23 protein-coding genes are annotated in these 23,161 nt (G+C 61.2%); 10 read left to right on the plus strand and 13 right to left on the minus strand.

From position 1 onward, the window contains the following. The first annotated feature begins 88 nt into the window (after positions 1-88). Together C6Y62_RS03745 and C6Y62_RS03750 are read left to right on the plus strand one after the other, a co-directional pair. On the plus strand, positions 89-685 hold the full coding sequence (locus C6Y62_RS03745; RefSeq protein WP_173952822.1) for a septation protein A: 597 nt from the start codon (positions 89-91) through the stop codon (positions 683-685). A gap of 244 nt (positions 686-929) precedes the next feature. Beyond that, positions 930-1,427 carry a MarR family winged helix-turn-helix transcriptional regulator gene (locus C6Y62_RS03750; RefSeq protein WP_173952823.1) on the plus strand — a complete coding sequence of 166 codons (498 nt, stop codon included), beginning with the start codon at positions 930-932 and terminating at the stop codon, positions 1,425-1,427. Positions 1,428-1,659: 232 nt separating this feature from the next. On the opposite strand, the gene C6Y62_RS03755 is transcribed toward C6Y62_RS03750, so the two are convergent. From C6Y62_RS03755 to C6Y62_RS03805, 11 genes are all read right to left on the minus strand, one after another. Then, complete coding sequence (locus C6Y62_RS03755; protein WP_173952824.1) at positions 1,660-2,688, minus strand: aspartate-semialdehyde dehydrogenase; 1,029 nt, start codon at positions 2,686-2,688, stop codon at positions 1,660-1,662. Positions 2,689-2,937: 249 nt separating this feature from the next. Then, positions 2,938-4,050 (minus strand): 3-isopropylmalate dehydrogenase, encoded by a 1,113-nt coding sequence (gene leuB, locus C6Y62_RS03760; protein WP_173952825.1) that lies wholly within the window; start codon positions 4,048-4,050, stop codon positions 2,938-2,940. A 101-nt stretch (positions 4,051-4,151) separates the two neighbouring features. Continuing rightward, on the minus strand, positions 4,152-4,745 hold the full coding sequence (locus C6Y62_RS03765) for a DUF4337 domain-containing protein (RefSeq protein WP_173952826.1): 594 nt from the start codon (positions 4,743-4,745) through the stop codon (positions 4,152-4,154). 9 nt (positions 4,746-4,754) lie between these two features. After that, positions 4,755-5,402 (minus strand): 2,3-bisphosphoglycerate-dependent phosphoglycerate mutase, encoded by a 648-nt coding sequence (locus tag C6Y62_RS03770; RefSeq protein ID WP_173953072.1) that lies wholly within the window; start codon positions 5,400-5,402, stop codon positions 4,755-4,757. 47 nt (positions 5,403-5,449) lie between these two features. Further along, the gene (dapB, locus tag C6Y62_RS03775) at positions 5,450-6,244 is read right to left on the minus strand and encodes a 4-hydroxy-tetrahydrodipicolinate reductase (RefSeq protein ID WP_068462948.1); all 795 of its coding nucleotides are present in this window, start codon (positions 6,242-6,244) and stop codon (positions 5,450-5,452) included. Positions 6,245-6,413: 169 nt separating this feature from the next. After that, on the minus strand, positions 6,414-6,854 hold the full coding sequence (locus tag C6Y62_RS03780; RefSeq protein ID WP_338074469.1) for a GNAT family N-acetyltransferase: 441 nt from the start codon (positions 6,852-6,854) through the stop codon (positions 6,414-6,416). Between the two features lie 235 nt (positions 6,855-7,089). After that, complete coding sequence (locus C6Y62_RS03785) at positions 7,090-7,545, minus strand: phasin family protein (RefSeq protein ID WP_068462950.1); 456 nt, start codon at positions 7,543-7,545, stop codon at positions 7,090-7,092. A 223-nt stretch (positions 7,546-7,768) separates the two neighbouring features. Further along, entirely contained in the window at positions 7,769-9,109 is a 1,341-nt protein-coding gene (locus tag C6Y62_RS03790; RefSeq protein ID WP_338074305.1) for an ATP-dependent DNA helicase, read from the minus strand. 288 nt (positions 9,110-9,397) lie between these two features. Next, on the minus strand, positions 9,398-11,224 hold the full coding sequence (typA, locus tag C6Y62_RS03795; RefSeq protein ID WP_068462951.1) for a translational GTPase TypA: 1,827 nt from the start codon (positions 11,222-11,224) through the stop codon (positions 9,398-9,400). Positions 11,225-11,424: 200 nt separating this feature from the next. Beyond that, the gene (locus C6Y62_RS03800; protein ID WP_173952828.1) at positions 11,425-12,819 is read right to left on the minus strand and encodes an MFS transporter; all 1,395 of its coding nucleotides are present in this window, start codon (positions 12,817-12,819) and stop codon (positions 11,425-11,427) included. 68 nt (positions 12,820-12,887) lie between these two features. Next, positions 12,888-13,985: a hypothetical protein gene (locus C6Y62_RS03805; protein WP_173952829.1), complete on the minus strand. Its 1,098-nt coding sequence runs from the start codon at positions 13,983-13,985 to the stop codon at positions 12,888-12,890. Between the two features lie 229 nt (positions 13,986-14,214). Between C6Y62_RS03805 and trxB the strand changes: the two genes are divergently transcribed. After that, positions 14,215-15,189: a thioredoxin-disulfide reductase gene (trxB, locus tag C6Y62_RS03810; protein ID WP_420844138.1), complete on the plus strand. Its 975-nt coding sequence runs from the start codon at positions 14,215-14,217 to the stop codon at positions 15,187-15,189. A gap of 161 nt (positions 15,190-15,350) precedes the next feature. Here the strand turns inward: trxB and C6Y62_RS03815 are convergent, their stop codons facing one another. After that, entirely contained in the window at positions 15,351-16,217 is an 867-nt protein-coding gene (locus C6Y62_RS03815) for an SMP-30/gluconolactonase/LRE family protein (RefSeq protein ID WP_173952831.1), read from the minus strand. 195 nt (positions 16,218-16,412) lie between these two features. On the opposite strand from C6Y62_RS03815, the gene C6Y62_RS03820 reads away from it, so the two are divergent. Further along, complete coding sequence (locus C6Y62_RS03820; protein ID WP_173952832.1) at positions 16,413-17,303, plus strand: LysR family transcriptional regulator; 891 nt, start codon at positions 16,413-16,415, stop codon at positions 17,301-17,303. Positions 17,304-17,552: 249 nt separating this feature from the next. Next, the gene (gene leuC, locus C6Y62_RS03825; protein WP_173952833.1) at positions 17,553-18,959 is read left to right on the plus strand and encodes a 3-isopropylmalate dehydratase large subunit; all 1,407 of its coding nucleotides are present in this window, start codon (positions 17,553-17,555) and stop codon (positions 18,957-18,959) included. 138 nt (positions 18,960-19,097) lie between these two features. Here leuC and C6Y62_RS03830 read toward each other — a convergent pair whose 3' ends face one another. After that, the gene (locus tag C6Y62_RS03830) at positions 19,098-19,367 is read right to left on the minus strand and encodes a DUF1127 domain-containing protein (protein WP_068462965.1); all 270 of its coding nucleotides are present in this window, start codon (positions 19,365-19,367) and stop codon (positions 19,098-19,100) included. A 119-nt stretch (positions 19,368-19,486) separates the two neighbouring features. Between C6Y62_RS03830 and C6Y62_RS03835 the strand changes: the two genes are divergently transcribed. The 5 genes from C6Y62_RS03835 (at position 19,487) to C6Y62_RS03855 (ending at position 23,159) form a co-directional block, all read left to right on the plus strand. Continuing rightward, positions 19,487-20,413 (plus strand): LysR family transcriptional regulator, encoded by a 927-nt coding sequence (locus tag C6Y62_RS03835; RefSeq protein ID WP_068462967.1) that lies wholly within the window; start codon positions 19,487-19,489, stop codon positions 20,411-20,413. Between the two features lie 39 nt (positions 20,414-20,452). Further along, positions 20,453-21,253 (plus strand): class I SAM-dependent methyltransferase, encoded by an 801-nt coding sequence (locus tag C6Y62_RS03840; RefSeq protein WP_173952834.1) that lies wholly within the window; start codon positions 20,453-20,455, stop codon positions 21,251-21,253. Further along, complete coding sequence (locus C6Y62_RS03845) at positions 21,250-21,669, plus strand: metallopeptidase family protein (RefSeq protein WP_198491310.1); 420 nt, start codon at positions 21,250-21,252, stop codon at positions 21,667-21,669. Before C6Y62_RS03840 ends, C6Y62_RS03845 begins: the two co-directional genes overlap by 4 nt. A 212-nt stretch (positions 21,670-21,881) precedes the next feature. Continuing rightward, positions 21,882-22,403, plus strand: a complete 522-nt coding sequence (locus tag C6Y62_RS03850; protein ID WP_068462974.1) for a hypothetical protein — start codon at positions 21,882-21,884, stop codon at positions 22,401-22,403. 309 nt (positions 22,404-22,712) lie between these two features. Continuing rightward, positions 22,713-23,159: a helix-turn-helix domain-containing protein gene (locus tag C6Y62_RS03855; protein ID WP_173952835.1), complete on the plus strand. Its 447-nt coding sequence runs from the start codon at positions 22,713-22,715 to the stop codon at positions 23,157-23,159. Positions 23,160-23,161: the final 2 nt, after the last annotated feature.

Genomic DNA, 23,161 nt, shown 5'->3' on the forward strand with positions numbered 1-23,161 from the left:
GCAATACGTGATGATCCGGCGTACAATTGCGCAACTATAAATCTGCCGCTTGATTGGCGAGCGAATGCATTCTGGGAGTGGTGGTGGCATGGCCGACGAAGCAGCATCCAAGACAGAGGCCGGCGAACCGACGCCTGATCTGCGCGGACAGCTTTTGAAGCTGATCGTCGAGGTCGGCCCGTTGGCCGTGTTCTTCCTCGTAAATGCCCGCGCAGGTATTTACTGGGGCACGGGCCTCTTCATGGGCGCCACTATCATCTCGCTGATTGCATCCCGCGTTCTGTTCGGACGCATCCCGCCGATGCCACTTATCTCAGGTGCGTTCATTCTGGTTTTCGGCGGTCTGACCGTCTGGCTGCAAGACGATCACTTCATCAAACTGAAGCCGACGATCGTGAATGGCCTGTTCGCGGCCGCGTTGTTCGGCGGCCTGCTTGCCGGTCACTCCTTGCTCAAGATCGTATTTGGCGAGGTATTTCGCCTCACCGAAGAAGGCTGGCGCAAGCTGACCTTTCGCTGGGCGTGTTTCTTCACATGCCTCGCCCTGCTCAACGAAATTGTCTGGCGCACTGTTTCCACGGACACATGGGTCAGCTTCAAAGTGTTCGCAATTATGCCGCTAACAATGATCTTCGCAGTCGCGCAACTGGGCCTGTTGAAGGCACATGAGGCACCATCGAACTAGTGTGGCCGCCAACCGATATTCTGCATGATGACTATCTGCTGCCTGATGATTTCTTGATTTATGTTTGCCCTAGCCCCGTCTTTTGCTCTGGACGCGCGCGACATTCTGGTATTTTCTCCTTTTCGAACCGCAACCTATTCCTCAAAGGCAAAGGCGAGCGAGGGGGGTGAAGTGGCTGCCCAATGGGGGCCACCTCACAAGTGCTCAGCTTTGGCCAAACACATAAAATTCGGTGGGGCACGACATGGCAGTGGTACGGCTGGAGCGATCTCCTATTCATTTGCTACATCGCGCCGGTCAATGCGCTAGCGACATATTCCAGGAAGAGATCGGCGAAAGCGATCTGACACCACGTCAGTACGCTGTGCTCGTCGCGGTCTCGCAGAACGAAGGCGTCAGCCAGACCCTTCTCGTCGAGAAGACTGGCGTTGATCGTTCCACGCTCGCTGACATCGTCCGGCGCATGCTCAAGAAGGGGCTGTTACAGCGCCGGCGCACGCGCGAAGATGCGCGGGCATACGCTGTCAAGCTGACCGACGCCGGTTGGAAGGCCCTCAAGGGCACCGATCCCTTGGCCAAGCGCGCTGACGACAAACTGCTGGCCGTACTGCCCGCAGCCCAGCGTGATCGCTTCCTGCAGGATCTCAGCCAGATCGTTGCCGCGCTGACGGGCGAAGAAGAAGAGCAGCAGCCCGTAGCAGCCGCCAAGCCTGCGCCAGCCAAGCGGCGCGCAAAGAAGTAAGCTGAGCCGCGCAACGGCCAAGCCCTCTCTGCCGCCAGCGCGCATTACAACGCCGCAGTGCGCTCGGGCCTGCGAGGCAAACGGAACAGCCAAAAAAGACTCGCGCTCAGAGCCTGAGGTCATTTGCTGTCGCGCCGTACGAACACCAGACGTCAAAAAAGCTCGCCTCCGAACAGGAAGCGAGCTTTCAATTTTCTGCGGTCCTCAATCGATCAGCGATCGGGAGCCAGCTTTAAGCCGCGTTCGGCAGCAGACGACGATTGATGATCGTTTCGGCGATCTGCACCGTGTTGAGTGCCGCGCCCTTCAGCAGATTGTCCGAAACGATCCAGAGCTGCAGGCCGTTCTCGACCGTTGCGTCCTCGCGGATGCGCGACACGTAGGTTGCAAACTCACCTGCCGCCTCAACCGGCGTCACGTAACCGCCAGGCTCGCGCTTGTCGACAACCATGATGCCCGGTGCGTCGCGCAGAATGGCGCGGGCTTCCTCAGCCGAGATCGGCTTTTCGAACTCGATCGTCACGGCTTCGGAATGGCCGACGAAAACCGGCACGCGCACGCAGGTGGCGGTCAGCTTGATCTTCGGGTCGAGAATCTTTTTCGTCTCGGCCAGCATCTTCCATTCCTCTTTCGTGTAGCCGTCTTCCATGAAGACGTCGATGTGAGGAATGCAGTTGAAGGCGATCTGCTTGGTGAACTTCTTGGCCTCGACCTCAGCGCCCGGCACATACATGCCCTTGGTCTGCTGCCACAGCTCGTCCATCGCCTCCTTGCCCGCGCCGGAAACCGACTGGTAGGTCGAAACGACAACGCGCTTGATGGTGGCTGCATCGTGCAGCGGCTTCAGCGCCACCACGAGCTGAGCGGTGGAGCAGTTCGGATTGGCGATGATGTTCTTCTTCGTGTAGCCGGCAACCGCGTCCGCGTTCACCTCGGGCACGATCAGCGGCACGTCCTGATCGTAACGCCAGTACGACGAGTTATCGATGACGATGCAGCCCGTAGCCGCAATCCTGGGACCCCACTCCTTCGCAACAGTGGAGCCGGCTGACATCAAACAGAAATCGGCCTTCGAAAAATCGAACTGCTCAATGTCATGGCATTTCAGGGTTCTATCGCCGAACGATACCTCGGTGCCGAGCGAGCGGCGAGAGGCAACGGCGTACACTTCGTCCGCCGGAAACTCGCGCTCGGCGAGTACGTTCATCATTTCGCGGCCCACGTTGCCCGTGGCGCCAACTACGGCGACCTTGTAACCCATTTTCTGACCCGATTTTCAAGCAGCCCGCGGAACATGCCGCGTGTGCGGGTCACTTACGCGCGCACGGCCTCGCGCGCAAGGGGTACTCCCGTCGGAGCGCGCTTAAACCGCGTAGTTGCAGGGCTTTCGCGCGGCTGATCGGCCGTCTTGCTCTGCTGTCCGGCAACACGCAAAGCCAAAAGAAAAGCGGCGCGGAGCACGGGCACCACGCCGCCTATATTGTTTGGCCAAGCCGTCAACCTCGGCAGATCAGCCCGCGAGCTTCTTCAGCTCATCCAGGATGGCGCCGCCCATTTCCGCCGTGCCGACCTGCTTCATGCCAGACTGCATGATGTCGCCGGTGCGATAGCCCGCTGCCAGCACGCCCGCAATGGCCTGATCGACGAGATCGGCCTCCGCGCCCATGTCGCACGAGTAACGCAGCGCCATGCCGAACGAGGCAATGGTGGCGATCGGGTTCGCAAGCCCCTTGCCCGCGATGTCCGGCGCCGAGCCGTGCACCGGCTCATACAGCGCCTTGCGCTTGCCGGTGGCGGCATCAACCGCACCCAGCGACGCCGACGGAAGCATGCCGAGCGATCCGGTAGCCATCGCCGCTTCATCCGACAGCACATCGCCGAACAGGTTGTCGGTCACGATGACGTCGAACTGCTTCGGGTTACGCACAAGTTGCATGGCGCAGTTGTCGGCCAGAATGTGCTCAAGCTGCACGTCCGGCGCATACGAACGGTGCACCTCCGTGACCACTTCCTTCCACAGCACGCCAGAGCGCATCACGTTGTGCTTCTCGGCCGAATGCACCTTGTTGCCGCGTTTGCGGGCCAGATCGAAAGCCGCCTTGGCGATGCGCTCGATCTCGCTGGTCGTGTAGGTCTGCGTATCGGTGGCGCGCTTCTCGCCGTTCTCCAGCGTGACGATTTCCTTCGGTTCGCAGAAGTAAACTCCGCCGGTCAGCTCGCGCACGATCATGATGTCGAGGCCTTCGACCAGCTCGCGCTTCAGCGACGAAGCATCGGCCAGCGCCGGATAGCAGATCGCGGGGCGCAGGTTGGCGAACAGACCCAGATCCTTGCGCAGTCGCAGCAGGCCTGCCTCCGGACGCACCGCATAGGGCACGTCCGCCCACGTCGGCCCGCCAACAGAGCCGAAAATTACCGCGTCGGCCTTCTGCGCTTTGTCCATTGCGGCGTCGGTGATCGCCACGCCGTGGGCATCATAGGCAGCACCGCCAACGAGATCGGATTGGGTGTTGAACGTGGCGCGCCCGGAGCGATTGAAGAAGTCGATGATGCGTTCAACTTCGACCATCGTCTCGACGCCGATGCCGTCACCGGGAAGAAGCAGCAGATTGAAAGTGGCCATGGGAGATTGAGCCCCGCGAGAGGTGGGAAGAAAAGTGGCGTAGTGCTATCCGCTTGCACCCCAAGCGGCAAGGGCGAAGGGCTTGGACTGGAGACCGCGCGTTACAGGAACGCAGGCACCCAGAACAGCAGGAAGCCATTGAGCGTTGCGGCCGCGCCCAACACAGCAATGACGCCGCTGAGGACCAAAAGCGAGCTGCCGCCGGCAATGATCGCCACCGAAGCCAGTACGATGGCAATCTGCAGCAGCGCCTGCCCGTAGTCGAAGAACGGATCGCGCTGCATGGCGACGTCGCGTTCCTCTTCAAGCTGCTTGCCCTTGACGAACAGCTCGTCGAGGCCTTCACCGCGAGCGGGATCGCTGGTCAGGTGCTGATCGTCCTGGCGATAGGTGGCGATCTTTTCTGTAATCATCGAACGGGCGGCGGCAGGCATATCCGGCTGCACCGCAAGCATCGCTTCGAATTCGGCCACCTGCAAACGCAGTTCATGGCGACGGATATTCTTGGCCTGGAAGAACGCCCAAGTATTCGACGCCTCGATATTGCGGGCCATCGCGTCTTTCATCGCGTTGCCTGAGCCAACACCGGCAACGGCCAGCAGAACGGCAAGCACGCCGATGTAAACCGCGATCCAGCGATCACGGCCCTTCTTAGCGCTGTCCTCGACGGCGTCGGCTATTTCCTGCAGTGCCATCGGCGCGCCTCAGAGAATGTCTTCCGGATGGGCATCCATGCTGCGCGTCGGCAGCAGATCCTTGCGTTCCAGCGGCACGCCATCGGCACCAAGCCGGTAAACGATGGGCGCGGCTGTCGCCAGCTCGCGGCGCAGGATCTCTTCGCCCGAGAGATTCTCTAGGTTCATGATCAGCGCCCGCAACGAGTTACCGTGCGCGACCAGCAGCACCGATTTGCCGGACTTCAGATCCGGCCAGACGTGATCCTGATAATATGGCATCACCCGGTCTTCAGTGTCTTTCAGGCTCTCGCCGCCGGGCGGAGGAATGTCATAGCTCCGCCGCCAGATGCGCACCTGCTCTTCGCCCCAGCGCTCTTTGGCTTCGTCCTTGTTCAAGCCGCACAGGTCGCCGTAGTGGCGCTCGTTCAAGGCTTCCTCGAAATGGATCGGCAGATCGGTCTCGCCCATTTCGGAAAGGATGAGATCCAGTGTGCGCTGTGCACGCCGCAATCGGCTAGTGTAGCAAACGTCGAACTTCAGCCCCTCGGCGCGCAGCAACCGGCCCGCCACAAGGGCTTCAATCAGGCCCTTCTCCGTCAGGTCCGGGTTGCACCAGCCCGTGAACAGATTTCGCCGGTTCCACTCACTCTCACCATGGCGCACCAGCACCAGCATGCCCGTGCGTTGATCGGCGGCGGCTTCCGGAGCACTGACTTCCACGATCACAGCCCCAACACATCCGACATGGAATAAAGACCCGGCGATTTACCGCGGCCCCACTGCAGCGCCTTCACGGCGCCGCGCGCGAAGATCGAACGGTCCGTCGCGATATGACCGAGTTCGATACGCTCGCCCGCGCCGGCGAATATAACCTTGTGCTCACCGATTACACTGCCGCCACGCAAAGTGGCGAAACCGATGTCGCCCGGACGGCGGGCACCCGTGTGCCCATCACGAGACTTCACCGCAGTTTCCTGCAAATCGACGTTGCGTCCATCCGCGGCTGCCTGACCGAGCATCAGCGCGGTGCCGGAAGGCGCGTCGACCTTATGACGGTGGTGCATCTCAATGATTTCGATGTCGAAGTCCTCGTCCAGCGCTTCGGCCACGCGTCGCGTCAACGCCACCAGGAGATTTACACCAAGGCTCATGTTGCCGGCCTTGATAATTGGTGCATGGCGCGCCGCTGCTGCGATCTGCGCTTCTTCCTCAGCCGTGAAGCCTGTCGTGCCGATCACATGCACCGCACGGGCATTGGCGGCCAGACCTGCAAATTCGGCGCTGGATTTTGGCGATGTGAAATCGAGAATGCCCTCGCAACGGGCAATGCCCTCCAGCGCGTCGGAGGAAACGGCCACACCCAGCGGCTCCAGACCCGCAAGCGTGCCGACATCAGCACCGATTGCCGGCGAGCCTTCACGCTCCAAGCCGGCGACGATGGTGCATCCAGCCGCGTGCGCTGCACGCACAAGCTCCTGGCCCATGCGTCCCGCAACGCCCATAACGGCGACTTTCATTATCGGAACCTCGACATTCAATCGGCTATGAATGCGCTGCGGTATAGCAACACAAACCCGGATGAGGAAGGCTGCGTAGACGTTTGCCCCTCGGGTGGATTGCCGCTAGGCCGGGAAAAATCGCCCAGCGGCGAATAAAAGCCAGCGGAGCAGGCAGGCGGGACAGCGCCTAATCCCAGGCGAAAGCGATCTTTTTAAGCTTTGACCGTCCGTAACGCTCGAACGCATTGCCGACCGGCCGACCGCCGCGACGCCAGTAAAAATCGGTGGCGGCCGCATTGTCAGCCAGCGCCCAGACGATCAGTCCGTTCAGACTGCCGATATCGAGCTCATGGCGACAGGCTTCGAACAGACGCTCGCCAAACCCCAGCCCCTGATACTCCGGCGCCAGATACAGCTCGAAAATTTCGCCTTCGAAATTGCTGCGGGCCCGGGCTGGCCCAAGCGTCGCATAGCCCGCGATCACGCTGGCGACCTGCAACACCAGAAGCTGCGCTCCAGACTGAATAGCTGCGCTCCACCACTCCGGATTACGCCGACGGATCATGCCGTCGAGATGGAAATGGGGGATGATGCCGAGGTAGGCATTGCTCCAGCTGGAGCTGAACACCTCGCTCAGGGCTTTCGCGTCCGAGGGCATCCCGGGACGGATGGTACAGTGTGAACTCTCACCCAACATGACGCACTATTTTTTGTTTACCCACGCGATCTTACATCAATTCACGACGCTAGGTGAGCGTTTTGCCAAAAGTGAGGCTGGCTGGCACGAAAAAAGGCCGCGAGTTGTTCCCGCGGCCTTAATACGATGTCTGACGCACAACCGAAAACCTGGCGAAAAACCAGCTTCAGCCGACCTTGCGGATCTGCTCAAAGCTCTTCGTGGCGGCGGCGTTCATGCTCTCAAGCGTCTGACGGCTGATTTTGTTCGACAGCTCGAAAAACTCTTTCGTCTGCGAAGAAGCGGCGGCGAACTGCTGCTTCAGATAGTCAGCCTGAAGACGGGCGATTTCCGGCAGCGTCTTGGCGCGGGCGATAGCCTCAGCTGCATCGAAGGCAGCTTCAACATTAACAGCGGCAGCCTGCATCACCTTCTCGCTGAAGGTCTTGGCGCCGGCCTGCGCGGTCTGGACGATCTCTTCGACTGCCTTGACGTTGTCCTGGGTGGCAGCGCTGAGCTTGGCATAGGCATCGCGGCTCTTGGCGACGCTCTCTTCCGCGAAAACCTTAACGTTCTCGGGAATGCGGGCATCCTTGGCAGCCGCCAGCATGTCCTGGGCTTGCCGGGCGAACTGATCGTTCATTGGAAAACTCCGTATCTCGTTGGAGCAACCGACCATCGCGGCGCTCATGCGGGGGCAAAATAAGCTGCATGCCCCAATGGGGGCCTGACGAGACAGACACTACCTCAGGTTATTGTGCGCTGCAATATTAATCTTGCTGCGGTGCGAAATATCGCCAGTTATTGGCCGTCCAGCCTAACTCCTTCTCGCAACTGCGAAATACATCTGCACGCGGATTTCCCGGCTATAGGCGTGCAAATCTGTCGCGGTACCCCATAGCGGAATCGTCGAACATGATGTCAGAAGGGCGGAGCGGCCGGGCCAGCGCCAACCCCTCCAGCGACCGGCAGCGCGATAGGGCGACATATGCCTGGCCATGCGCGAAGGTTCCGCGCCCAAGGTCGATGTAGACCTTATCCAGCGTCAGGCCCTGGGATTTATGGATCGTCAGGGCCCACGCCAACCGCAACGGGAACTGGCGGAACGTGCCGGTGACGTTCTCGACGATCTTTTCGGACGCCTGGTCATAGGCATAGCGGCGCGCTTCCCACGCAACCTGCTCTACCTCGTGGATCTTTCCGTCCAGCTCAATCCAGACGCGCTTGTCTTCCAGCTTGGCGACGCGTGCGATCGTGCCGTTGACCCAGCGCCTGTCGGGATCGTTGCGCAGCAGGATGACCTTCGCACCTTCCTTCAGCAGCAGGTTGGCATCCGTGGGGTGGGATGAATCGTTGTATTCACCCGTGATGCCTGCCTCATAGACGCTCTCGGCCGCCGGCAGGGCGTTGAGATAGGCCATGTTGATCCGCTGCGCCGCAGCGTTGGTTGGCGTCAGGATCACATAGGGGTCGCCTTCGCCCAGCGTGCGGATGGGATGCGCGCGCTCGTTCAGCACCGCCATGTCTTCCTCGGTTGCCTCACCATCGCGAATGCGATTGAGCACGGTCAGGAAGGTTTCATCGCTCTGGCGGAACACCTGATCCAGTTCCAGCACATTCATGCCAGCGCCTTCATTCAGCGACGGCACCTGAAAGAAAAACGGCCCGCCGAACTCGCTGTGCAGGTGCTGCGCGACATCGCCCTGCACCACCGGCGGAAGCTGATGCAAATCGCCGAACAATATCAGCCGAACGCCGCCGAACGGCTCGCGTGGCTTGGACCGGTTGATGCGCAACGACATATCGATGGCCCACATCAGATCGGAGCGCACCATCGACACCTCATCGATGATGATGACCTTCAGCTTGCGCATCAGGCGGCCGTTGCGGCTGCGCTTGATGTCATCGGAACGAATGAGGCGAGGCGGAAAACCGAAAAACGAATGAATCGTCTGGCCGCCGACGTTGACCGCTGCAAGGCCCGTTGGCGCCAGCACGATGTGCTCATCAACCAGATGATCGCGCAGGGCCCGCAGCAGCGTGGATTTGCCGGTGCCCGCGCGCCCGGTGACGAACAGGTGCCCGGTATCGGAGCGAACGAACTCCAGCGCGTTCAAGAATTCCGGCGGGGGCGTTACACCTGCCGGCCAATTGATCGGAGCCAGTGTGGTCGTCTCGTTCGGGCGCGTCAGTGGGTTGCTGGTCACTTCATCTCGCTGCGTTGGGGCTTGGCGCCGGGTTGCCTAAGCGCCTTTAAAAACACTAACGCCGGCCGCTGGAAAACGGCCGGCGCAGTGATTCTTACCCAAAACTGCGGCGCTGCGCTGCCCCGACGAGCCTAAAGCCCGGATTTGCGCGCACAGCGTTGCGCCGAAGCGATGGCAACAGGCCGATCAGAGCCATTCAGCGTTTCGTTGAATCGCAGAAAGGCTCCTGGATGTCTGTTGTAATGTGCTTCTTATCGGAAAACCGGTTCCTACTTTTCCGGAAGCACCTCAGGCGACGTCCTTATCGCGTGCGCGGTCCATCTTCTTGCGCTCGTTGGGATCAAGCCAGCGCTTGCGCAGACGGATGTTCTGCGGCGTCACCTCAACCAGCTCGTCGTCGTTGATGTAGCTCAGCGCCCGCTCGAGCGGCAGCTTCATCGGCGGCGTCAGCAACACGTTCTCGTCCTTGCCGGACGCACGCATGTTGGTGAGCTTCTTGCCCTTGACCACGTTTACTTCGAGGTCGTTGTCGCGGGTGTGCTCACCCACGATCATGCCCTCGTAAACGCGTGTCTGGGCGCCGATGAGGAACGGGCCACGATCCTGCAGGTTGAAGATCGCATAGGCAGCGGCTTCACCGTTCGCGTTGGAGATCAGCACGCCGGTGCGGCGTCCGGAAATGTCGCCCTTATGCGGCGCATAGCTGTGGAACAGCTTGTTCATCACCGCCGTGCCGCGCGTATCGGACAACAGCTCGTTCTGATAGCCGATCAGACCGCGCGTCGGCACCAGGAACACCATGCGCTGACGGCCAGCACCGGACGGGCGCATTTCCAGCAGCTCGCCCTTGCGCTCCGACAGCTTCTGCACCACGACGCCGGTGAACTCTTCATCGACGTCAACGATGACTTCCTCGATCGGCTCAAGACGTGCGCCGGTCTCTTCATCGGTCTTCATCACGACCTTAGGCCGCGACACGGTGAGTTCGAAGCCCTCGCGGCGCATGTTCTCGATCAGAATGCCGAGCTGCAATTCACCGCGGCCTGCAACATCAAACGAGTCCTTATCGTCCGACTGCGTGACCTTGATGGCGATGTTGGTCTCAGCTTCCTTGCGCAGGCGATCATGGATGACGCGGCTCTGCACCTTGTCGCCTTCCTGACCGGCAAACGGGCCGTCATTGATGCGGAAGGTCATCGACAGCGTCGGCGGATCGACCGGCTGCGCGGGCAGCGGCTCCTGCACCGAAGGATCGCACAGCGTGTCGGCCACAGTCGCGTCGGTCATGCCGGCGATGGAGACGATTTCGCCAGCTTCCGCCTGATCGACGGGAACGCGCTCCAGACCGCGGAAGGCCAGCACCTTCTGCACGCGGAAGTTCTCAACCAGCTTGCCTTCGTGGTTCAGAGCCTTCAGCGGCATGCCGGTCTTCAGCACGCCCGACGTGATGCGGCCGGTGAGAATTCGGCCAAGGAACGGATCGGCGTCCAGCGTGGTAGCCAGTACGCGCACCGGACCGGTATCAACCGTCGGCGGCGGCACATGCGACACCACGAGGTCGAACATCGGCGCCATGTTTTCCTGCGGACCGGAAGGGTCCAGCGCCATCCAACCGTTGCGGCCCGAGCCGTAAAGCACCGGGAAGTCGAGCTGCTCGTCGGTGGCGTCGAGGTTGGCGAACAGGTCGAACACCTCGTTCAGCACGTCCTGATGGCGCTCGTCCGGGCGGTCGATCTTGTTGATGGCCACGATAGGGCGCAGACCGCGCTTCAGCGCCTTCGAGACCACGAACTTGGTCTGCGGCAGCGGGCCTTCGGAAGCGTCCACCAGCACCACAACGCCGTCGACCATGTTCATGATGCGCTCAACCTCGCCGCCGAAATCGGCGTGGCCTGGCGTGTCGACGATGTTTATCCGCGTATCTTTCCAGATCACGGAGGTGCACTTGGCGAGAATGGTGATGCCGCGTTCGCGCTCAATGTCTCCTGAGTCCATCGCGCGCTCGGAAACGCGCTGGCCCTCACGAAAAGAGCCGGACTGCTTCAATAGTTCATCCACGAGCGTCGTCTTGCCGTGGTCAACGTGGGCGATAATCGCAATGTTTCTAAGGTTCATCTGGGCTTTTTGCGCTGCAATAGGTGGGCGCCAACTAGCATATCGCGAGTTCCACCGCCAGAGACGTAGTAGTCACGCCTAATTCTCAGGCAGATGTCATGGCCCAACAGGCGTCATTATTGGCCAAAACGCGCGACAACTTGGCAGTCAGCCATGATAAACGGCCGCCGCACCTCAGCGACATTCGCCAAGCGGCGACATCAAATGTGCCGATCCATGGCGGAATGGCGCCGCGTATCGCGCATTCCCGCGTAGACCAGCAGCGACACCCCGATACAGGCCGAAACGTACCAATAAAACGCCGATTCATGGCCGATGCTCTTCAAATAGAGCGCCACATATTCCGCCGTGCCGCCGAACAGCGCGACCGTGATCGCATAGGGCAGGCCAACGCCCATCGCGCGCACCCGGGTCGGAAATAACTCCGCCTTAACCACGGCGTTAATTGCCGTGTAGCCGCTGACGATGACGAGCGCCGCCATGATGAGGAAAAACGCGGTCCAGGCGCTGTGGGTGTTTTCCAGCGCGGTCAGGATGGGCACGGTCAGCAAAGTGCCAAGCACACCGAAAGTCAGCAGCACCGCCCTGCGCCCCACGATGTCGGAAATCGCGCCCACCACCGGCTGCAGGCACATATAGAGGAACAGCGTCGAAGCCGCGATGACGGTTGAGGTGTCCTTCGAAAGCCCGACCGAGTTGACCAGAAACTTCTGCATATACGTCGTGTACGTATAGAACGCGACCGTGCCGCCCAGCGTCAGACCGATAACGATCGCCACCTCGCGCGGGTGCTGCATCAGCCCCCGCAGCGGGCTTTCCTTCACCCCGGCAGCGCGGGCCGCAAGGTAGGCATCGCTTTCGTGCATGTCGCGGCGCATGAAATACACCACCACCGCCAGCAGCGCGCCAATGGCGAACGGGATGCGCCAGCCCCACGCTTCAAGCTGCTCCGGCGTCAGCACCAGTTTCTGCAGTGTCAGCAGCACCAGCATCGCCAGCAACTGGCCGCCAATCAGCGTCACGTACTGGAAGCTGGAGTAGAAGCCGCGATGATCCGGGTGCGCCATCTCGGAAAGATAGGTTGCGCTGGTGCCGTATTCGCCGCCGAGGCTGAGGCCCTGAATCAATCGCGCCAACAGCAGTATGATCGGCGCGGCAACGCCGATGGTCTCGTAGGTCGGTGTGATGGCAATGATGAGCGAACCGAAGCACATCATCATCACCGACACGGTCAGCGCTAGTCGGCGTCCGTGCCTGTCGGCCACATGGCCGAACAGCCAGCCGCCAACGGGCCGCATCAGGAAGCCAACTGCGAAAATCGCGGCGGCGTTCAGCAGCTGCGCCGTCTGGCTTTCATCAGGAAAGAACGACTTGGCGAAATAGAGTGCGAATGCCGAATAGGCGTAGAAGTCGAACCATTCGACGAGATTGCCCGCCGAACCGACAAAGATGGCCTTTAGCCGCCTCGCGGTATCGGCAAGGCCGGTTGGCTCTGCCGCAGCACAATCGCCGCCGGTTTCAACGTCGGCGGCGGATTGCCGGGTTGAATGCGCCTCAAGCGGTGGCCCGTTGCTTCCATCCGCCTGACTGCCCATCCATCACCCCCGTTTTGTCCGTCGCGTTTTCAATCAGTCTGCGTAGCGCAAATCCGCGCGCAATCGCATCACGCCCGGCGCAGCATGGAGCGCAATTCCTCCAGCCGCTGCCGCGTCTGCATATCGATGGCGTCCTTGATGGTCGACAGCTGCTTCTCGATCGAAGCCGTCAGCTCACCCGCCATGCTCTCACGCGCGCTTGTATTCATCGACGCGAGTGTTTCGCGGATGTGCGCCAGCCCCAGATCGCGCTCAATGTGATTGCCAAGCTTGTCGATGAAATCGCGCGCGAAGTTCGGCACCTCAAGCCGCGCCATGGCCGAGAGAGCGCGGCGGCGCACCGCCGTATCGGGATGCGTGAGCGCAGCCTTCATCAGATGGCTGTTCAGCGTTGTCGGAACACGCACGAGACGCGTCCTCACCGCATCCGGACTGACGGTGCCGTTTTCCAGCGCATGGGCCATGGAGACCTCATGGCTCCACTGCTGGAAGCGCAACAGAAACGCGCGAATGACGATGATGGACAGCGTCACGACGATGAACACGCGCACCGCATTTCCAGTCATCCCGTTGTAGACGATCTGCGCGCTGAGATTGTCGGAGAACTTGGCGAGGTTCGCCCACGCGTTCAGCAACGTGTTGACGATCGGGATCTCGTTGAGAATGCAGGCGAGATATTCGCTGTATTCATTCGGTAACGTCGGACGGCTGCGCAGGATTTGTGCCAGCCCGGCGCGCTCAACGGTCTGGATCAGCGCCGCCAGCCCGAAGATGTAAAACGCGGTCGACGAAGCGAGGATCGACACGTTGTTGACCGCATCGAGCGCCGAGAACGTCATCTTGTCGGCAGCGAGCGAACCTTCCATCACGCGACGCTCTTCTTGCATGATGCGCAGGCTGGACATGATGATGAGGATGTGGACGCCGAGAAAGAAAATGAGCGTCCAGAACAATGGCCGGTCACCAAGATCGAGCACGGCGGCGCTTAGCACGGCGCCATTCGCGATCAGCCACAGCAGCACCTTCCAGCCGGAAACATCGCCGGTTTGCGGATTGGGGCGGAAGATCAGATTTAGAAACCCGATCAGCGGCCAGCAGATGCTGGTCCATGCCTTATCGAACGCGCCAAACACCGCGCCCGTCACTCGTCCCCAAATCGCACGCATAATCCCACCTTAGCCGGCCAGCTTCCCGGCGCGAAGCTATCGCAGCTGAGCACAGGCCGACAACACAAGTGCGAAACGAACTTTACCCGGAACGGCTAATCCGTGTTGCAACAGCGCATTATGGCGACCGAGCGATGCGTCTGGAACACATTGACCTGCCGCCTTGCAGGGGGCTATCTCCAGCCCAATCTTAACGGACCCCGGCAGAACGCTCCGGGTGCAGGAGGGTATGATGGCCAACGCCAGGCACACAAAAGTGCTGATCCTAGGTTCGGGACCAGCCGGCTACACGGCCGCGATCTATGCTTCCCGCGCCATGCTGAAGCCCCTGCTGATCGAAGGCTCGCAGCCGGGCGGCCAGCTCACCATCACCACGGACGTCGAGAACTATCCCGGCTTCGCCGATGTCATCCAGGGCCCCTGGCTGATGGAGCAGATGCGCGCCCAGGCGGAGCACGTCGGCACCGAAATCATCATGGACCAGATCGTCAAGGTCGATCTGAACGTGCGGCCGTTCTTCCTCGAAGGCGATTCCGGCGAGAACTACACCTGCGACGTGCTCATCATCTGCACCGGTGCACAGGCGCGCTGGCTTGGCATTGAATCCGAGCAGACATTCCAGGGCTACGGCGTTTCGGCCTGCGCCACCTGCGACGGCTTCTTCTATCGCGACAAGGAAGTGGTGGTGGTCGGCGGCGGCAACACCGCTGTCGAAGAGGCGATCTTCCTCACCAACTTCGCCAAGCGCGTGACGGTGGTGCACCGCCGCGATCACTTCCGCGCCGAGAAGATCTTGCAGGAGCGGCTGGCGAAAAATCCCAAGATCGAAGTTGTCTGGGACCATGAGCTGGAAGAGATCACCGGCACGCTCGATCCCAAGTCGGTCACCGGCGTGAAGCTGAAGAATGTGCACACCGGCAAAATCACCGAGCGCCCCGCCGATGGCGTGTTCATTGCCATCGGCCACGCTCCGGCGACGGAACTGTTCAAGGGCCAGTTGGACCTGACCCGATCGGGCTACATCATCACCCGGCCGGATTCCACCGCCACCAGCATTTCGGGCGTTTATGCAGCCGGCGACGTCAAGGACGAAGTTTACCGGCAGGCCGTAACCGCTGCCGCGATGGGCTGCATGGCTGCTCTGGAAACGGAGCGTTATCTGGCGACGCTGGAAATCGAAGCTGCTTCAGAGGCGGTGGCCTGACGCTTCACGCGCTCGGCGGCCGGCTCCGCGCAGCGGGGCCGCCGAGCGCCAGTAAAAAACGCGGCTCACCAGAAAGGCGAGCCGCGTTTTGCGTTTCTAAAGCTGGAGAGCGGCGGGAGGGCACACGCAAATTGCGCATGCCCAACCCTTCGACAATCAGTTCACTGCACCTTATAGGCGCGCACCAGATCATCCTTCATCATTGGCACCAGCAGCGTCTTGCTGGCCGGATCGTAGCCGATGTCGGCCGCACCTTGACCCAGATCGAGCAGCAGCTCGGCCTTGCCGGACTTCGCGATGCGGAACACCTTGCCCGCAACCCAATCCGAAACGAGGTAGTCGTCGCCATCGGCTTCGATGCCGTCGAGATTGCCTACCGGCGTGCCGTCACCCAGCGCTTCGATCTTCTTGTCGGCGATTGAAAGCTTCAGCAGCCCAGCCGGTTCGGCGGGCTTGCCGGTGGTGCCAGGAGGCCCCCACGGCGCAACGATGATGCTGTCACCCTCGACGAAGACGCCGTTGGGGTATTTCAGCTCAGCGCCATCAACCCACTTTTCGAGCTTGCCGTCCGCGAGGCGCCAGATGCTGCTGGTGTTGCTGTCCGTCATGTAGACATTGCCGTTAGCGTCGGCGGCGACATCATTCAGGAAGCCCGGGTCGGCAACTTCATGCGAAGCCGTGATCTTGCCGGTGGCCGGATCAATCTCAACCAGCTTGTCGACGTCCGAAACGAACAGCTTACCGTTCGATAGCGCCATGCCCTTCGGCCCGTTCAGCCCTTCGGCCCATTTGCGCGCAATGATTTTGCCGTCAGCAAGCGACACCTTGGAGATGAAGCCGTTGCCGTCCTTGTCCAGCGGATTGCCGGCGACGTTGCTGACGTAGGCGAAGCCTTCTGCGGGCACGGCCAACACGGATTCCGGTGTCGAGAAACCCTTGGTCTCCCACAGCAACGTCGGTTCGGCCTGCGCCGCCGCGAAAAAGGCCGTTGCGGCCAAAGCAGCCAACGCCGGTGCGCCTGATCTCATCGTCATCCTCCAACATGCTTTTTTATCGGTCCGAGCCATATATAGGCGGTGATTGCCCGTCACCCTACCCTTCGCGCGAGTAGTCGTCTAAGTTGCGCTGCAACACCATGCGCAGCGGGTTACAATACCTTTTCACTGTGACGTGTCGCGATAGATTCAGCGCCAATTCAGGCAGCACAACGGGGCCCTGTCGAAATGGATTGGGACAAGCTCAGGATTTTCCACGCCGCGGCCGAAGCTGGCAGCTTCACGCACGCCGGCGAAGCGTTGCACATGAGCCAGTCAGCCGTTAGCCGCCAGGTGTCCGCGCTCGAGCGCGACCTGAAAGTGACGCTATTCCATCGCCATGCGCGCGGCCTTGTACTGACGGAGCAGGGCGAGCTGCTGCACCAGACGACATCCGAGGTCGTCAACCGGCTCCACACGGCCGAGACGCTGCTGTCGGACACAACCTCCAAACCCTCGGGCGAGCTGCGCATCACCGCCCCGGTCGGCTTCGGCACCATCTGGCTGACGCAGCGGCTGCGCGAATTCCGCGATCACTATCCCGAGATCCGCATCGAGTTGCATCTAAACGACGACCAGGTCGACATCGGCATGCGCGCCGCCGACGTCGCCATCTGGACGCGTGAACCGCCTCAATCGGACCTTATCCGTCGCATGCTGTTCACCAGCCGGGTGCGGGCGTTCGCATCGGCGCAATATGTACAGCGCTTCGGTGCGCCGAAAACCCTGGAAGAGCTGGACGAGCACGACATCGTCTCATACAGCGGCCAGCCGGCGCAGCATCTGGCCGCCATCTCGTGGATCGAAACGGCCGGTCGCGGCAATCGCGAGCCGCGCGAGCCCGCCTTCCGCGCCAACAGCGTCGTGGCCCTGCGCGAAGCCATTCGAGCCGGGCTCGGCGTCGGCATGATCCCGGATTACATGTCCGAGGAGGGCGGCGATCTGGTGCCGGTGCTGACCGAGATTGAGCCCCCGACCCTGCCGATCCTGTTTGTTTACCCCGAGGAACTGAAGGCGTCCAAAAAAGTGCAGGTGCTGCGGGACTTTCTGGTCGGGCAGGCGCGGCAGTCGCGATCCTAGGGCGATCGACCGAGCTAGCTGGAATTCTACGAAAGCCGCGACGAGGAGGCGATTGCAGTCTCCAAGGCTAGAAGCTATCTAAACGGGACAGTTTCTTGGATATCGGCGGCTAAGAAGCACCCATCCATCCTCAGGCTCGGCTCTTCCGCATGGCGAAGGGCAAGGCCAACGGTGGATTTTGGCGCCGCGCCGGCTGCTTTGCTGGCGCTGATTGGCTCTAGAGGCCCCACAAACGCGACGGAAGTTGGCATGGCAAAGACACTCTACGACAAGATCTTCGACGATCACGTGGTCGAGCGCCAGGATGACGGCACGTGCCTCCTTTATATCGACCGCCACCTTGTTCACGAGGTGACAAGCCCACAGGCATTCGAAGGCCTGCGCATGTCCGGCCGCAAGGTGCACGCACCGGAGAAGACGCTGGCGGTTGTCGATCACAACGTGCCGACCTCGGATCGCAGCAAGGGCATCGACGACGAGGACAGCCGCGTTCAGGTTGAAACGCTGGCTTCCAACGCGCGTGACTTCGGCATCGAGTATTACAACGAGCTCGATGTGCGTCAGGGCATCGTGCACGTGGTCGGGCCGGAGCAGGGCTTCACGCTGCCGGGCACCACCATTGTTTGCGGCGACAGCCACACCTCCACGCACGGCGCATTCGGCGCGCTGGCGCACGGCATCGGCACGTCCGAGGTCGAACACGTTCTGGCAACCCAGACGCTGATCCAGCGCAAGGCCAAGAACATGCGCGTTTCCGTCGACGGCAAGCTGCCCGCCGGCGTGACCGCCAAGGACATCATCCTCGCCATCATCGGTGAGATCGGCACTGCCGGCGGCACCGGCCATGTCATCGAGTATGCGGGCGAAGCTGTCCGTTCGCTGTCGATGGAAGGCCGCATGACGATCTGCAATATGTCGATCGAGGGCGGTGCGCGTGCGGGCATGATCGCGCCGGACCAGACGACCTACGACTTCATTAAGGGCCGCCCGAAAGCTCCGAAAGGCGCTGCCTGGGACATGGCGCTGCGTTACTGGGAAACGCTGCACTCCGATGAGGGCGCGTATTTCGACGCCGAGATCAAGCTCGACGCCAACAAGCTGCCGCCCATCGTCACCTGGGGCACCAGCCCGGAAGACGTGATCTCGGTTGCCGGTCTCGTTCCCGATCCGGCCAAGGTCGATAACGAAAACAAGCGTGCTTCCATGCAGCGCGCGCTGGACTACATGGGTCTGAAGCCAGGCACCCGGATGACCGACATCCCGCTCGACGTGGTGTGGATCGGTTCGTGCACCAACGGCCGCATCGAAGACCTGCGCGCGGTTGCCCGCATCGTCGAGGGCAAGAAAATCTCCGAGCGGCTCGCCTATGCGATGATCGTGCCCGGTTCCGGTCTGGTGAAAGCGCAGGCTGAAGCCGAGGGGCTGGACAAGATCTTCCTGGACGCCGGATTTGAGTGGCGCGAGCCGGGTTGCTCCATGTGCCTGGGCATGAACCCGGATCAGCTCAAACCGGGCCAGCGCTGCGCGTCGACCTCAAACCGCAACTTCGAGGGCCGTCAGGGCCGCCTTGGACGCACGCATCTGCTGTCGCCCACCATGGCCGCTGCAGCAGCCATCGAAGGCCACTTCGTAGACGTGCGCGACTGGAATCTGTGATCGCGGAGACGCCGCTGACGAAGCCGCGCGCAACGAAAAATGGCTTCGGACCGTGAGGTGGTCCGAAGCCATCGACTGCACACTGGCCTGTTATATTCCGGAGTCTGACCTGCTCCTTTAGTCAGGCTCCGGCGCCCATTATTCGACTAGGCCGCCTCGCGATCTCGCTCCGTTGCGGGGGAGATCCCACCAGGGCCTTTCGCCCTCGTGCCATGCATCGGCTCGCGATGCGCCAAAGTCTTTCAGGGCGTTATCGTCGAGGCGCATCAAAGCTCTGCGCTCCCGGGCTACCCGATTGGCCCGTTCGATAAACGCAAGCAGCTTGGCAAAGCCCGAGGCCGTCCGGCGCGGTACGGTTCGAGTGCCGGCTGCGTTTTCGCTCAATGCTTCCTCTCCTTTTTCAGCCATTTGTCGCTCTCCTCCCAAAAAGAGCCAAGTGCATCTGCCCTCGAATGTAGGCATTGACCTTCCATAAACAAAACGAATGTTTATGATGGATCACATCACGATCCATTATGAGGCCGGCCATGTCGCGCAATATCGATGTCGGACTGCTCCGCGCCTTCGTCGCGGTGGTCGAAACCAGAAGTGTGACCCGCGCCGCCAACCTTTTGAATCTCACCCAGGCGGCCGTCAGCCAGCAGATAAAACGGCTTGAAGAGCTGTTCGGAGTGGAGCTGTTCGACCGCTCCAACCGCACCCTGCGCACCAGTGCGGCCGGCGAACGCCTGCTCTCCAGCGCGCAAGCGATGCTGACCATGAACGACACGCTGTGGGGCATGATGAGCAAGCCTCACTATGAAGGTGAAGTGCGCGTCGGCGTGCCCCACGATGTGGTCGAGCCCAACATCCCGCCTGTTCTGCGCCGCTTCGATCGCGCCTGGCCACGCGTGCGCGTCACCCTCATTGCCGGCATTACCGCCGACTTGCTGGCTTCGCTGAAGGATGGCGAACTCGATATCGCGCTGTCGACTGAGCCGGACGTGCCATCGGACGCCGAACTGTTGCTGTGCGATCCGCTGGTGTGGATCGGCGCACCGGGCGGGCAGGCTCGCTTTCGCACGCCGCTGCCGGTTTCGTTCGGCAGCCCAAGTTGCGCATTCCGCGCTTCGGCCGTTGCCGCGCTCGCCACAGTTGGACGCGACTGGCGTCCCGTGTGCGAAGCAACCGTGCTCGACGCAATCAAGGCGACGCTGTTCGCCGACGTCGCGATTGCGCCGATGCTGTTATCGACCGTGCCGCCCGGACTGGCAGTCTATGAAACCGGCGAAGGGCTGCCGCCGTTGCCACCATTCTGCATCAACATGCATATGCGCCGAAGCGGACGCTTGCCCGTCGCCAATGAATTTGCAGCGTTCGTGCGGCAGGAATTCGAGAGCAGATACGGCAACCGGCGCCAGATCGTCACCGCCGCAGCACAGAATGATGGCAATGATGGGTCGACGCCCCCCTAACAGCGATGCTAGGTGAAACCGGTAGAACCGGGATCGCGCATGACGAAATCGCTCGTTGAAACCCAATTTGGGGCCTCTGCTGCCAGCTACGCCACCTCCTCCGTTCATGCTAGCGGAGCAAGTCTGGCGCGACTGGTTGCTCTCACGTCGCCGATGCCGAACTGGAAGGCTTTGGACGTCGCGACCGGGGCCGGTCATACGGCATTGGCATTTGCCCCACTCGTGGCGCAGGTGTTTGCATCGGATATCACCGATGAGATGCTGGCCGAGACGCGCAAGCTGGCGGCCGCGCGCGCCCTGCTGAACGTCGCCACCACCAGAGCCGACGCCGCAACGCTCCCGTTCGATGACGACGCGTTCGATCTCGTCACCTGTCGGCTGGCCGCGCATCATTTTGACGACATCCCGCAGTTCGTACGTGAGGCCTGGCGCGTGCTGAAGCCCGGCGGCGTACTGGCAATCGCCGATAATGTCGGCCCGGATGCTCTCCTGCTGCCTGACAGATCAGCCGAGCAGATTGCCGAGATGGCGGAGATCTATAACGCCTATGAGAAGCTGCGTGATCCCAGTCACGTCCGTTGCTTTGGTCTCAACGAATGGTTGTCTGTGCTGACTGAAACGGGCTTTGATCAGCCGCGCTTTGAGGTGCTGGATCAAGACATCGTGTTCGAACCGTGGATCAAGCGTATGCGCTGCGATGTCGATACGGTCGACGAGCTTGAGGCCATGCTCGAAAACAATCTGCTGATAGATTTCCTACGGCCCAGAACAGAAAACGACGAGCGCCTGTTCACGCTGCAGGAGGCAATCATCGTCGCACGCAAGCCTGAACCGGCATGACGTTCGCGATGGATTGGCGATACGCAGTGGCGCCTGGGCTGGCGGAATTCGAAGAGATGGCTGCCATTGCCTGGGACCGCCTGCCGGACGCCTTCCGTTCGCGCGCTGGCGATCTCATCATTCGCATCGAAGATTATCCGAGCGACGAAGTGCTCGACGCCTTGGGCATCGACGATCCGCTTGGTTTGCTGGGCCTTTATCACGGCGTGAGCCTCGACCGTAAAAGTGTGCTGGACGTGCCATCACAGCCGGACATGGTATTTCTCTATCGCCGTCCTTTGCTCGATGAGTGGGCCGAATCCGGCGAGACACTAGGCGATCTCATCACCCACGTTCTGGTGCATGAAGTTGGCCATCACTTCGGTTTTTCCGATGACGACATGGCCCGCATCGAAGCCGCAGCGGGCGGCTCGTAATTCGATTGCGAATGTGGAGGCGGCTGCCGACACGCAGCCGTTATGTCCGGCGGGCTTGTACGTTCAGGTGTATTCATTGTTGATCACGCGCCCTGATTGCCGCGAACTGATCCGCAACCACATTTAGCGGTGCTCAACGCGCGCACTTGTGTCGCCGACTAAACACCGCCATGTTGAGCTTATTCGAGGCTGGAACATTAACGAGTTTGCCGATGTTGATCCGCCACGGCTTGCGCCGTCTGGCTTGGGGCTTGGTTGCGCTCGCGACGATACCGTCGCTGGCCTTCGCTGATCCGCGCACGCCGACGCCTGAAGAATACGTCGCGCACACAGGCGGGCAGGCGACCATCGTTCCGTCCGGCGAATTCGTGCTGGATGGTATCAAGCTTTACTGCGGCCGCAGACCGACCGTCATCGACAACAACCTCGACGATTACGGCGCCGCATATCCCGGCTTTCTCATCATGAACATGCGGCTGCTGGCGCGCGTTTCAACGCCGGTGAAACTATGGATCTACTCGCACGAATGCGGCCACCAGTTCCGCGGCCCGGATGAGGAAACCGCTGATTGCTTCGCCGTGCAGCGCGGCCGCCGCATGGGCTGGCTGTCGCCCGGTGGCGTTGAGGAAATCTGCTCGTTCATCTCGCCGGCCAAGGGCGACGCCATGCATTTTTCCGGCTCGCACCGCTGCGAATACATGCGCCAGTGCTTCTCCGAGTTCGGCATCCGCTGATCCAGCCTTGATCCGATCGGCAAGCGCGGTTTCCGGACCGTCAACGCATCGTTCATGGCCGTTTACGCGCCATGTTCCCGAGCGCGCACATTTTGACTACTCGGGCCGCAGATCGTGCAAATGTTACCGATCGGGTACTTTGCGGCTGAAACCAGCCATTTGCGCCCTTCATGTTCCCGATCGGGAATATTACGCTTGAAATGGGTTGGATTAGACCATATGTTCCCGTTCGGGAACGTAGGTGTGATGTAGCGCGCGATTCCCGCAATAACTTCCCGATCGGGAACATTTGCTTTGAGGATGACCGCCATGGCCAGAACAACAAACTCCGCGCGGTCGTCGCGCCGACGGCCAGCAGCTTCGGCGGCCTCCGATGGGCCACCCACTGCCGCAGCGTCGGCGCCAGCTCTCCATGAAGCGCCGCAGCGGTCCTACGAGCCGCACGAGGCCGCCACCGATTCAACGCCCCGCTCCGAAATCGAAAATGCTGCCGGCGAACAGGCCCGGCGTTTCGGCGCCATGGTGCGCGAACGGCGCGAGGCGCTGCGGATGCGGCAGGACGATCTGGCATTGGCGACCGGCGTGGGCAGGCGCTTCATTCTCGAACTGGAAGCGGGCAAGGCCTCGTGCCAGCTCGGCCGTTCGCTCGTTGTTGCTGCCGCCGTGGGCTTGCGCCCCTTCGACCTGATGGGCGTGATTGCAGACGACGAAACGCCGTTCCTGCCTGACGACATTGACGACCTGCCGGAGCCTTGAGG

Origin of the sequence: Hyphomicrobium sulfonivorans (assembly GCF_013306565.1) — a bacterium.
In the GTDB taxonomy this organism is placed as follows: domain Bacteria; phylum Pseudomonadota; class Alphaproteobacteria; order Rhizobiales; family Hyphomicrobiaceae; genus Hyphomicrobium_A; species Hyphomicrobium_A sulfonivorans.

What these genes read in the sequence shown, in the direction of transcription:
- C6Y62_RS03745 (WP_173952822.1), top strand. Translation starts at nt 89, where the DNA reads ATGGCCGACGAAGCAGCATCCAAGACAGAGGCCGGCGAACCGACGCCT.
- C6Y62_RS03750 (WP_173952823.1), top strand. Translation starts at nt 930, where the DNA reads ATGGCAGTGGTACGGCTGGAGCGATCTCCTATTCATTTGCTACATCGC.
- C6Y62_RS03755 (WP_173952824.1), bottom strand. Translation starts at nt 2,688, where the DNA reads ATGGGTTACAAGGTCGCCGTAGTTGGCGCCACGGGCAACGTGGGCCGC.
- leuB (WP_173952825.1), bottom strand. Translation starts at nt 4,050, where the DNA reads ATGGCCACTTTCAATCTGCTGCTTCTTCCCGGTGACGGCATCGGCGTC.
- C6Y62_RS03765 (WP_173952826.1), bottom strand. Translation starts at nt 4,745, where the DNA reads ATGGCACTGCAGGAAATAGCCGACGCCGTCGAGGACAGCGCTAAGAAG.
- C6Y62_RS03770 (WP_173953072.1), bottom strand. Translation starts at nt 5,402, where the DNA reads ATGCTGGTGCTGGTGCGCCATGGTGAGAGTGAGTGGAACCGGCGAAAT.
- dapB (WP_068462948.1), bottom strand. Translation starts at nt 6,244, where the DNA reads ATGAAAGTCGCCGTTATGGGCGTTGCGGGACGCATGGGCCAGGAGCTT.
- C6Y62_RS03785 (WP_068462950.1), bottom strand. Translation starts at nt 7,545, where the DNA reads ATGAACGATCAGTTCGCCCGGCAAGCCCAGGACATGCTGGCGGCTGCC.
- typA (WP_068462951.1), bottom strand. Translation starts at nt 11,224, where the DNA reads ATGAACCTTAGAAACATTGCGATTATCGCCCACGTTGACCACGGCAAG.
- C6Y62_RS03800 (WP_173952828.1), bottom strand. Translation starts at nt 12,819, where the DNA reads ATGGGCAGTCAGGCGGATGGAAGCAACGGGCCACCGCTTGAGGCGCAT.
- C6Y62_RS03805 (WP_173952829.1), bottom strand. Translation starts at nt 13,985, where the DNA reads ATGCGTGCGATTTGGGGACGAGTGACGGGCGCGGTGTTTGGCGCGTTC.
- trxB (WP_420844138.1), top strand. Translation starts at nt 14,215, where the DNA reads ATGATGGCCAACGCCAGGCACACAAAAGTGCTGATCCTAGGTTCGGGA.
- C6Y62_RS03815 (WP_173952831.1), bottom strand. Translation starts at nt 16,217, where the DNA reads ATGAGATCAGGCGCACCGGCGTTGGCTGCTTTGGCCGCAACGGCCTTT.
- C6Y62_RS03820 (WP_173952832.1), top strand. Translation starts at nt 16,413, where the DNA reads ATGGATTGGGACAAGCTCAGGATTTTCCACGCCGCGGCCGAAGCTGGC.
- leuC (WP_173952833.1), top strand. Translation starts at nt 17,553, where the DNA reads ATGGCAAAGACACTCTACGACAAGATCTTCGACGATCACGTGGTCGAG.
- C6Y62_RS03830 (WP_068462965.1), bottom strand. Translation starts at nt 19,367, where the DNA reads ATGGCTGAAAAAGGAGAGGAAGCATTGAGCGAAAACGCAGCCGGCACT.
- C6Y62_RS03835 (WP_068462967.1), top strand. Translation starts at nt 19,487, where the DNA reads ATGTCGCGCAATATCGATGTCGGACTGCTCCGCGCCTTCGTCGCGGTG.
- C6Y62_RS03840 (WP_173952834.1), top strand. Translation starts at nt 20,453, where the DNA reads ATGACGAAATCGCTCGTTGAAACCCAATTTGGGGCCTCTGCTGCCAGC.
- C6Y62_RS03845 (WP_198491310.1), top strand. Translation starts at nt 21,250, where the DNA reads ATGACGTTCGCGATGGATTGGCGATACGCAGTGGCGCCTGGGCTGGCG.
- C6Y62_RS03850 (WP_068462974.1), top strand. Translation starts at nt 21,882, where the DNA reads ATGTTGATCCGCCACGGCTTGCGCCGTCTGGCTTGGGGCTTGGTTGCG.
- C6Y62_RS03855 (WP_173952835.1), top strand. Translation starts at nt 22,713, where the DNA reads ATGGCCAGAACAACAAACTCCGCGCGGTCGTCGCGCCGACGGCCAGCA.